General features: G+C 38.4%; 9 protein-coding genes. 3 read left to right on the forward strand and 6 right to left on the reverse strand.

Features of this window, described 5'->3' with window-relative positions; all coding sequences use genetic code 11:
- Nucleotides 1-689 precede the first annotated feature (689 nt).
- The 4 genes from ABD949_RS18395 to ABD949_RS18410 all read right to left on the reverse strand — a co-directional run bounded on the left by ABD949_RS18395 (nt 690) and on the right by ABD949_RS18410 (nt 4,585).
- A complete protein-coding gene (locus tag ABD949_RS18395) occupies nt 690-1,082 on the reverse strand; it encodes a hypothetical protein (protein WP_345245644.1) in 393 nt (130 codons plus the stop codon).
- A 543-nt stretch (nt 1,083-1,625) separates the two neighbouring features.
- Nucleotides 1,626-1,838: a helix-turn-helix domain-containing protein gene (locus tag ABD949_RS18400; protein ID WP_345245646.1), complete on the reverse strand. Its 213-nt coding sequence runs from the start codon at nt 1,836-1,838 to the stop codon at nt 1,626-1,628.
- A gap of 135 nt (nt 1,839-1,973) precedes the next feature.
- Complete coding sequence (locus tag ABD949_RS18405; protein ID WP_345245648.1) at nt 1,974-3,023, reverse strand: hypothetical protein; 1,050 nt, start codon at nt 3,021-3,023, stop codon at nt 1,974-1,976.
- 20 nt (nt 3,024-3,043) lie between these two features.
- Nucleotides 3,044-4,585, reverse strand: coding sequence for a tyrosine-type recombinase/integrase (locus tag ABD949_RS18410; RefSeq protein WP_345245650.1), 1,542 nt, complete (start codon nt 4,583-4,585; stop codon nt 3,044-3,046).
- A gap of 304 nt (nt 4,586-4,889) precedes the next feature.
- Here ABD949_RS18410 and ABD949_RS18415 point away from each other — a divergent pair, with 304 nt between their 5' ends.
- The 3 genes from ABD949_RS18415 (at nt 4,890) to ABD949_RS18425 (ending at nt 9,695) form a co-directional block, all read left to right on the forward strand.
- Complete coding sequence (locus ABD949_RS18415; protein WP_345245652.1) at nt 4,890-7,742, forward strand: pentapeptide repeat-containing protein; 2,853 nt, start codon at nt 4,890-4,892, stop codon at nt 7,740-7,742.
- A 1-nt stretch (nt 7,743) separates the two neighbouring features.
- The gene (locus ABD949_RS18420; RefSeq protein ID WP_345245654.1) at nt 7,744-8,109 is read left to right on the forward strand and encodes a CU044_2847 family protein; all 366 of its coding nucleotides are present in this window, start codon (nt 7,744-7,746) and stop codon (nt 8,107-8,109) included.
- Nucleotides 8,110-8,293: 184 nt separating this feature from the next.
- Nucleotides 8,294-9,695, forward strand: a protein-coding gene (locus tag ABD949_RS18425; protein WP_425576773.1) for an IS3 family transposase whose coding sequence is annotated in 2 segments (ribosomal slippage) — nt 8,294-8,686 and nt 8,688-9,695 — 1,401 coding nt in all. Because the reading frame shifts where the segments join, the coding sequence is not laid out codon by codon here.
- Nucleotides 9,696-10,019: 324 nt separating this feature from the next.
- On the opposite strand, the gene thyX is transcribed toward ABD949_RS18425, so the two are convergent.
- Nucleotides 10,020-10,781: an FAD-dependent thymidylate synthase gene (thyX, locus tag ABD949_RS18430; RefSeq protein WP_345245658.1), complete on the reverse strand. Its 762-nt coding sequence runs from the start codon at nt 10,779-10,781 to the stop codon at nt 10,020-10,022.
- Nucleotides 10,778-11,009 (reverse strand): hypothetical protein (locus ABD949_RS18435; protein ID WP_345245660.1); only part of this gene is annotated, 232 nt, incomplete at its 5' end. The genes ABD949_RS18435 and thyX, both read right to left, overlap by 4 nt.

Raw genomic sequence — 11,009 nt, forward strand, 5'->3', positions numbered from 1 at the left:
ACCGGATCAGGAGCAAACAGGACAGTTCAACTGGGCACGGCTACAGCAAGCAACTGACAGTTAATTTCACCCCCATCTGTCAGACTAAGTCTTGACTACTACAATCAAAAGGCTCGCTACCTTACTATTTTAATTATAAAAATTATGAAGTGATTATACTTCTTTATTAACTACAAACAAAAAAGCCGATCCCCAATAGATCGGCTTTCCTTGTATTTAACAGCTTACCACAACTTCATCGGTTCTGGCCCTATCACCAAATCCGCCAATTGGTTTCTCCTCTAGCTCCGTAGCTAACAGGTGCAGACCGAAAGGGACAGTTCATTTATTGTCGCCTGAATTAGCATATTCAAACAGCCAGTCGGGTCGTTTATGGTACAGGTCCATTAAGTACGTGTGTATCCAACTGTTCTCTTTGGTATGGCCATCCCGCCCAAACAGCTTTATTTTCCCTCGTACTACGTTCTCCAAGCTCATTTGAAATCCAGAAGATGGTGCCACCAAACTCACTACTGAAGAACCTTTTATCCAACGTACCAATTCTGTAGCGCACTATCAATTCCCGAGCCCTATCCTCTCCGAAAAGGTGGTTTAATAAGCGGGCAAAATTATTCCTGAAGTAGGCACTAAGCGTAGGTTCATATACCTCTTCCGGTATTATCGGATATGCCGATTGGGGTGACAGCTCCTCAGCTTTTTTCGCCGGTCTTTCTCATCTTGCCGAATACATAATCAGCGACATATTCAGCTTGTTCGAAATTCGCTCCTTCATATTTTTGTAAATGCACGATTATCTCCGAAGCCCCTGAACCTTCCTGCTTCAACTGGTATGCTTTGGCAAAGAATTTCGTTGGGATTTTATTTTCCTCCCACACCTTCTCCGCGTAGCTTTTAACGGACGAGGTTTTAAAATAGGGGCTTAAGATGTAACCGCAATTGCAAAGACCGTATTCTTCAGGAAGTAGCTCTCCAGTGTAGGTATCTACATAATTGGTATATTCCCTATTTTGTCCGCATTTGGGACAAGAATGCTGGCTAACTCTTTTCTCTAACTGGTAGCGGAAATCCTTATTTTGTTTCATTGGAATGTAAATTGTAGGTTTCAAAAGTCTTTTTAGCACCATTGTCACTAATCTTCTTAATAATTCAGAAGATTAATCGTCCTTGTTGGCGGTTAGATGATTGGAAATTATGCCGTTTCTGGTTGTTCATGATTCTATTTGTTGACTTTCTTACAGTTGTACTTACGGTACCAGCAAAGCCAGTCAAAGTGATTTGAAGTTGGTAGCTATTTTACCGATATAACCAATCTGAATCTGGTAGCTCTGGGTTAAACAGTTGCTATCGGATGTTGCGATTTGCGAATTGGTGGAGGCTATATACAAAGGCGACCCGATCACAAGCAGCTTTGGTTCGAAAGATGAAAACACCAGTCTGGTATTGCTGGTGACCCCGGTAAAGGCTGGTAAACTGGTAGCCGAAAGAAGTATATCCAGCATACAAGCATGTAAAGCCAGGGAACATAATGCTTTTGTCTCTTGGCATTGCATAGGAGTACTTTACTATACTCAAACAACGGTATAGCACATACGTCCGATTTGACTCCCTTATGTGTTGAAGGGCGTTCATGCCTTCACGCCCTCCCCTGCGTTCAGGTACTCCAGTAATTCAACTTTGAAGAAATAAAGACGACCGAACCGCTTTCGGTGCGGAATTCTATCAATATTCTGATAAATGGTCTGTGGAGCTACCCCTAAAAAGTCAGCAGCCTCTTTTACCGGTAACGGCTGGTCTTCGTTGATACTGGTAGGTGTCGAATGGCTGGATATGCTTGCCATCAACTCCTTGAGTTCGCTTACCTCTTGACGAAGTTGGTATACAGCGACTGGCAGTTGGTCAAATGTGATTGATATTTCGTTCATCGTGTCAGTTATGATTTCTGACACGAAGATGATCAGAGGAATAGGGTGTTCTTAGGAATTTCTAGGAACCAGTTTTATTCCTGTTCGTCCTCTTCCTTTTTTTCCCTTGTTCTGAATGGCTATTGTATACTCCTTTTCTGCCTTTTTTATTGCTATGTCAGTAGTTAAATGCGGAATTGCACTCAAAATTTGCTTTGCAGCTCCTTTTCGTAATGTTCTTCCTTCAACTGATTCGAAAGGCAGGTAGTATTCATTTAACAATGTGAACCCGCTTGTTTTTGCTTTATGTCCAAATTTTGCCGCTATCTCGTTTTTATTAAGCTCATTTATTTTCATATTTTCATATTGGAATATATATGAAATTACTGCAAATGGTAATTTCTCTTGATTAATTACCGAAGGAGGGCTTGTTGAATTTTTAAATTCATCTAATATTTCTTCATCCATTTTCTTAACCTCAATTACATTCTGTAATCTTATCTGTCGTGCCCGCTTATAATAAGCTTTCCTTATAACTTCAGAAGAGATATTATCAAGGTTGTCGCAATAGATTAGAATGGCTTGGAAGAAGGCCTGTTCAAACTCATAATTGTAATATTCAATGGGCAAACCATCTAATAGACCTTTCAAATAATCGTTAAACATATGAAAAATATTTCCTCCAAGCTTCCATATTCTTCGAAGCTTTTGATCTTGTCGGAGAATATTGATAATCTTTTCGTACACTACGGGGTTTGTTTTTTTTAGTTCACTTGTTATGTTTATTAACTTTGTTATACCATTATCTTGCTCTACCATTAAAGAATGACCTTCTTGAAATCGTTTTTCAGCTTTAGCAAAACGGATCATCTTATCATGGATTCTTCTCAGCACAATACTGTATTGAGGTGAATCATTAAAAATCGTTATATTATTTTCCTTGAGGGACATCAAAGCTTCCGGATTAAATGGAACTCTTATAAAAACTTCATTATCCATTTGAACTCCTATGTTCGGAATTACTTTGAAGTTCATGGACTTTGCTATTCCAGCCATATGGTCTTCCGCTTTGACATATGCTTTTATGGCCGCTACAAGCGATTGATCTGCATAACTCTCCATATTATTTTACTAAGTAATAATTAAAGGGCGCTTAAAAACGCTTTGGCTTCCTCATCATCGAAGGAGCCTAAATAGCTTTCTGTCGTTTTCAGGTTCGTATGTCCTAGGGACTTAGAAATAAATGCCAAGGGAGCCTTGCTCTTCAGCAGACTGGTAGCAAACGAATGCCGGGCAGCGTAGGTGTTCACATCAGCATCAATCTCCAATTGCTTAGCTATTTTACCCATCCATTTGTTTGTCATCTTCACAAGCTGATGAATCGTCTGCTTCTTTTGCCGTTCCGTCATATTGGGGTTGAGGAATGGAAAAACGTAGTTATTAGGTCGTCTGTCTGTTATTCCCCATCGCTCAATTACCGCAATGGTTTCAGGCCTCAGATGGGCTACAATAGGAGTCAGGTTTTGCTTTTTGCTACGGGCAGTCTTTTGCCGGATGAATGTAATTTTGCTTTCCTTCAGATCTACCCGCCCCCATGTCAAGCGACATATATCCGTTAGGTTAGCCCCATTGCCAAAGTAAGAAAATAGCCACAAATCATGGCTCCGCTGCTCAGTGGTTCCCGGTATCGGCTGATACGCTTTTATCTTCTCAAGGTCGGCTTTAGGCAGTGCCTTCTTTGCATTGGCTCCGGCTGGTATGACGTACCTGTTACGGCCGAACGGGTAAGCCTCCCGGCTCATCAGTCCGGCTTCAATGGCATCGTTAACCACGGCCCGAACGTGCCGTAAGTATATACCTACGGTGGTCAGGCTAGCAGGTATTGGTTGCTTCTCCTTGCTTTGTGGTGCTTTACCGTAGTGGAGCATCCATTGTTCATAGGAGGTCAGAAACTCCGGCGTTAAGTGTTCAAACCGTAATGTAGCAGCCGGACGAGGTTGGTTGATTCTGCGGGGAACAGGAATATTTAAAAACTTTTTGCGATCGTCATCGGTAAAGGAGTTCACAAACCGGCGCAATGACTTTGCAGCCAGTCCGTAGTTTGTTGCATTGCCAATACGTCCGGCGCTGTCCATGTTAGCCGCTTTAGTAAGTAGAGCAGCAATGAGGTCCGTTTGTTCGGCTAGTTTCTTTTCTTCTTTGCCAAAATTAAATATGGCTTCAGCAAAACCTTCAAAGGTGAAGTTGTCACCTAACTGTCCAATGACGACATGAGCCCGTTTCAGGTAGCTGATTTGGGTCTTACCGGATAAGGTATCGTGAAACGTGTCGCCATACATCTCCCGCCAAAGCTGTATTTTTTCTTCGTCTTTATTACGATTGTCTAGCTTTTGCTTATTGTCCTGTAGGAACTTCCATTCGGCCGTTGTCACTTTACGGCCAGTGCTGAATAAGCGTGGCTTGCGCTCACTGATAACTGACCATTTGACCATGCCTGTTCCCTCAGCACATTTCCGAGTATCCAGATAAAGGTTGACCGTTGCTGTTGCCATTCGTTTATACCTGATGAATGTTTTGCAACCTGTCGCGAGTTGCAAAACAAGTTGCAAAACAAAAGTAGTAAATAAAAGCACAGCAGCAATAAAAGAGTCAAAAAATTTTTTAGATAAATATTTGTAAATCAATTAGTTAAATGACTAATATTAGAAAATAGACAAACACAATATAGAAGCAAAAAATAGCTAGTCTACGACTGTTAATCAGAGGGTCGCTGGTTCGAGCCCAGCTTCGGGAGCAAAAAGCCTCAAATCACTTGATTTGGGGCTTTTTTTATAAAGTTGTATCTATAATTGTATTCTTTATATTTGTTACAAAAAGAACAAGCGGTACTATATTCGAAAAATTAACAATTAACAAGTTTTCAGTAGTCAATAGGACTCCACAGTAGTCATAAAACAATAAATATAAACCTAAGGTACTAGGCTTAAGATGGTTTCCAACAAAGAGATATTCAGTTCTATTGAGGCCAGAATTAAAGCAGCTACAGTTATTATCTACGACCAAGAAGATATAAGTAACTTCGGCACTGGTTTCTTTGTTGCAAAAGATAAAATACTTACATGCAAACATGTTACTTCCTCAATGAAAAAAGTAGTTGTTGAGGATACAAATACTCCAAAGAAGTGGATCATCAAAAAACCAAGTATTAAATATAGTAAAAAGCACGACCTAGCATTAATTTCCCTTGTAAAGCCATCCACTGAAAACTCGATAATTTTGTTTGATCAAGGATATGAAGTCTTTGATCCTATTGTAGCCTGGGGGTTTTCATTGTTATTACAAGAAGATCCTGAAGGTAAGGGAGATGAAGACTCTTTTAATGGAAAAATTGAAGCTATTTTAAAACAAAGAACTCATATAAAATTTAAGGAAGGAGATCCTGTTGAAGGCTTTAGTGGATCAGCTTTAGTAAGCTTAAAAACAGGATTTGCTATTGGAATAATCCCTTATAAAATTGAAGGAGCTTCAGGAGGAATAGCATTGTCAGAAAAAGTAATATTCGATTCTTTTCCAGAGTTAATTACCATTCAAGAAGAACAAAAGAAAAAAACATCTTCGGAGGAACAAAAACAGATAAAAGAGTATGAAAATAGTCTATCAAAATACTATCAAAATACAAAAATTTTGAATGATGAGCATTTAACGTTAAAAGATATATATATAGATCCAGGTGTGAGTATTTTCAGACATTCTCTATATGAAATATATAATGATGAACTGCAAAACGTTGATGAAAGGTCATTAGTTAGAGATCTATTTATCAATAAGTATAATATTACATTAAATCAACTATTGAAACAGTGGGTAGAACTTCAAGGAGTTAATGACTTTTTTACAGAAACGAGTTCAAAAAACGTCCTTTTTGTTTTAGCTTACCCAGGTCAGGGAAAAACTTCAAGTTGTTACCGTTTGTTATACGAATTAATTGACTCGCATTATAATATAATTAGACCTATCTTTTTTATAAAATTTAGAGATATAATTGAATCTGACCTAATAATTACTGACCCAATAAAAGCGATTTATAATCATTTAAAAGAAAATGTAGTTTCACTGCTTACAGAAGAAACTTTCTATAATTCAATTTTAATATTAGATGGTTTAGATGAATTAGAAATATTTAGAAGTCCAATAAGAAGTTATACAGAATATGCTGATAAAATAGTTAGCAGATTAGCAGCTTACAATTATGAAGAAAAAACGATCAAAGTTATAGTAACCTCACGATATTATATTGATTTAGCTGAAGTTGGGAATAGATTTCCAATAGTGTCTATAAATGAGTTTACTGTAGATCAGCAAAAGAGTTGGTTAAACTCATATACAGAGTTTGCAAAACTATTTCCTCCTAAAATATCTCCTATTGATATAGATGAAATTAATTCTGACTCTTTAGTGTACAGTTCACTTAAAGAGCTAATTAGTCAGCCAATTTTATTACAAATAATAGCCATTGTTGGAGTCTATAAAGATGATAAAATAAATAAAAGCCAAATTTATAAAAGGTTGTTTACTGATATTGTAAATAAAGTTTGGGATAATCAAAAAAGACCCCCACTACTTACTGGTTTAACACCACACGATCTTAGAAGTGTGTTACAGAAGATAGCCTTCAAAATTTATTATTCTGGTTATCAGTATTTAAATAAACCAGAATTTATTGCGATACTTAATCAAGGTGAGCTTACAACTTTAAGGCTTGTACAAACAGATGAAGATCTCTTTAGAGCAATGATGATTGCCTTCTACTTCAAAAAGAGACATAAGTCTGATTCAGATGACGATTATAAAATAGAATTTCTCCACAAATCTTTATCTGAATATTTATCTGCAGAATATATATGGGAAGAAATTAAAAACAAATTAGGTAATTCAGGAGTTAAAGGGGCAATTTTTTCTGAAATCCTTTTTAAAGTATTTTCAAAGTTTATGCCTTTAGAGGTGATTAGCCACCTTAAAGAAATTATTAATGATGATAAAAGTGAGCAAAAGACATATTTAATAAAAAACATAAATAATTTTAGAGCTACTCTATATGAAAAAGAGTTCAGAGGGCCTAATGAAGAGCTAAACGACATTAAAAAAAGTGCAAATGTATTTTATGGCTACGGTAACTTATGTGCATCTTTAAAAATGGACATGAAAGCAGATTCAAATTTTGAGGTGAGCATTTATCTTCATATACTTGATCAGTACTTACAACCTCTTGACTTAAGCTATTGGAGCTTTTACGATTTAAACCTTCAAGGATTCCACGCTCCAAAGTCTATTATTAAATCAGCTACTTTTACTAACTGTGTTCTTGACAGAGCAAGTTTCAGGCAGAGTGATCTAAGTGAAACTAAGTTTATTAACTGTAAATTAAACTTTGTAGATTTCTATGCTTGTATTCTTTATAAAAATGATTTTACATCTTCAGAGATTAATAATTTTGCCCCTAGAGTAAACAATTTCATAAATGTCAACTTTTCAGAATGTACAATAACTGATGCTAATTTTCATGAAAGTACTCTTAAAAATGTAAGTTTTGACCGTTCTAAACTTTTTAAAGTTAGTTTTGAATATACAGCGTTAAAAAATGTTTCATTTTTTAACGCTACAGTAGAAAAGTACTCTTTTGTAAAAGTTAACAATTTCGAAGAAGTATATGGTTTATCGAAAGAATTCCTGCTTGAGCTTTCTAAGGAGTTTGACACAAGTAAATACAGCATTCCCATTAAGAAACAAATTTATGACCATGTTAAAGGTTCAGTTCCATCAGTAAAACTTAAAGATTTTTGAAATGGATAAGCAGAAAAAAGTATCTGAACTACAAAGTTCAGAGTCTAGCTCTTTACTTCAAAAAGTAAAACTATCAGACGGAACAACCGTCTTATTTGAAACCGCGTCGCCTATCGGTAAAAAGACTAAGGGGCTTCGTAAAGAAGTTTCAAACAAGGGCATACCTTCTATTGAAACTATAACTTCAACTATAAACTCGTTTTCAAAAGATCTTCATAAAGCATTTGATGACATTAAGCCTAATAAGGTATCAATTAAATTTGGGATTGAAGTTTCGGCTGAACCTGGTGATATTTTGTCATTAATCATTAAAGGCAGCGGCAAATCCAACCTTGAAATAACTCTTGAGTGGGAGTCACCAAAGTAAATCTGGTGCTTTATGTAGTCCTATTGATAACCAAAGTACTTAGTTTGCCTACAAACTAAGTACTTTGGTTATTATATTTAATTCAGCTTATTATAATGGTGTATGTAGTCAAGTGAAAGTGGACAAATAAGTTGGAAAGGGGAAAGAGAGTTAACTAACTTGTTTTACCCAAACTTCCTTGATTATGTCCAATCCTTCAAAAAGAGCGTATACCAAACGCTCTAGCTCAACCCCCTCCTCTGAGCAGCGTACACCAGCGCTATCGATTATCAAAGACATCAAACGGCAGACGCGACGGCAATATACGGCCGAAGAGAAGATTCGCATCGTGCTAGAAGGCCTGCAGGGTGAACACTCCGTAGCTGAAATCTGTCGCCGGGAAGGCCTGAACTCTAATGTTTACTACCGCTGGAGCAAGGAGCTCCTGGAAGCGGGTAAAAAGCGTTTAGCTGGTGATACTACCCGCGAAGCTACCGCCCCTGAAGTGCAGTCGATGAAGAACGAGAACGAAGCTCTCAAGCAACTGGTGGCTGAACTCAGCCTGGAGAACCGCCTGTTAAAAAAAAATCTCAGAGCCGACGAATAAGCCCTATCATCGTATGACTCAGTCTGAGAAGATGGAGATTATCACTCTGGTGGAACAATCCTCATTGAGTGTAAAAGCCACCCTACAGGAGTTGGACATCAATCGCTCCACCTTTTACAAGTGGTACAAGCAGTATGTGGAGAAAGGCTTCGATGGATTGGCACCGCAACCCAGCCGACGCAGCAGTGGCTGGAACCAGGTACCACCGGCCGAAAAGAATCGGATTGTGGAACTGGCCCTGGAGCGGCCTGATTTGTCCAGCCGGGAGTTGGCCTGGCACATCACGGATCATGAGGGCTGGTTCGTCTCCGAGTCGACCGTGTACCGCCTGCTGAAAAGTCATGGCTTAGTCACTACACCGGTGTACCGGCTCCAAGAGGCCGCCGATCACTTTGCCAATCCCACTACAGCTCCTAATCAGCTGTGGCAAACTGATTTCACGTATTTCAAGATTCAGGGTTGGGGCTGGTACTATCTCTCGACGGTGCTGGATGACTTCTCGCGCTACATCATTGCCTGGGAGCTTTGCTCGAGCATGCAGGCTACTGACGCGGAACGGACGATTCGCTTAGCCTTGGAGCAGGCCAAACTCAAACCAGAGCAAAGGCCTCGCATCCTAACCGATAATGGATCGGCTTACATCTCGCAGTACCTGAGAGACTACCTGAAAGGGGAACGAATCGACCACGTACGAGGAGCGCCCCTACATCCGATGACCCAGGGCAAAATCGAGCGCTATCACCGGTCGATGAAGAATGTGCTTTTGCTGGAGCACTATTATAGCCCTGAGGAATTACGAACACGGCTGGCTGAATGGGTGGCGTACTATAATGAGCAGCGTTACCATGAATCGCTGGAGAATGTCGCGCCCCTGGAAGCGTATCTGGGTCTGCAAAAACAGCGCCTGGCGGAACGGCAGAAAACCAAGCACCTTACAATGGTGAGACGCCGAAAAAATTATATTTGTCAGAAAGTACAGAGTACACAAAGTGTCTCTTAGCTTTTCCACTCAATTTGTCCACTTTCAGCTGACGATCTACAATGACCATTATGAATTTTTGTGTTCAGAAGATGAAGAAATTCCATGTATTATTAGGCCCATTACTCCAAAAGCACATAGATCAGCAGGTCTTTTTGATTTATGCTCATCAGAAATGACTCAAGAGAGATACAAACAGGGACTTCTTAACCGTAGACCACTTTCAACAGGAGATGAGCTTCTCATAAGTGAAATTATTAACTACAAAAAGAAGTAACCTTTCCTGACTTATATTAAGGACTTACTTCAAAGAGCTAAGCTAGTACTATGTCTTAGTTCATTAAATTAGTTACCTCCATTATTATGAATAACAATAGGAGAACCATCTTTTAAATACTCTATATGGAAATCCGAAAAAAGTGCCTTTGCGTCTTGTGTAACTACTTTCAACAATTCAGCAGATACACGTCTCATTTCTTCATCGCCTTGAATAGCCCCCCTTACTTTCAAAAAGTGTCTAATTGACCTTGCATTTGCTGTTACAAATATTTTTGTTTCAGTTGCATTTGGCAGAACGCTTCTGGCGGCAGTATATAATAGCCTATTAAGCTCTTTTTTAGAAAGCCCATCTATCTTAATTTCTTTAAGATACTCTAAAAGCTCTTTATAGCTTTCTCTATTATTTTTTGTAATCTCCTTCCATTTCTCCATTGCTCGTTTTGAATGCTTAATTATATCTGGTAAGACAAATTCAGCATAACTTTCGTCATAATATTGTTGTGAGAGTTGACTATAGGAGAACCCTATTCGGTGTCTGACTAATTGGTGACTAAACCCTCTTGAGATTCCAGTTAATATAAATGACCAAGTTACATGCTCTAAAACACTTTCATGACCTTGGACAATAAGGTTCTTAATATAATCAGTGTTTGATCTTGGTGATTGTAAATTGCCGAAGGACATATAACAAATTCTTCCAGCAAGTTCAATTATCTCATCTGATTCAGATGTACCTTCAGTTCTCCTCCAAGAGACATTTTCGTCATTTAAAAATCTCACTACTTCATTAATATCTAATGTTGGTCGGCTTACTACGTATAACCTCATGGTCGTTTTCTTGTTAAAGAGTCTAAACTTCTCTTAAGGTTCTTATTTTCTGAAAGTAACCTTAAGCTTTCTTTGCTGACAGCGTCAATATTATCCTTTGATTTAAGTTTTTCTTCAAGAATACTTAGAACCTGTTTAAATTTTACGGCTAATGCGATAAATGTTCGCCAGATACACAAAGGATTCGGCCGATGAACAGTCACATTCATAATCTTTGCTGAGTCGGCG

The sequence above is a fragment of the Nibrella saemangeumensis genome (assembly GCF_039541915.1).
GTDB classification, from domain to species: domain Bacteria; phylum Bacteroidota; class Bacteroidia; order Cytophagales; family Spirosomataceae; genus Nibrella; species Nibrella saemangeumensis.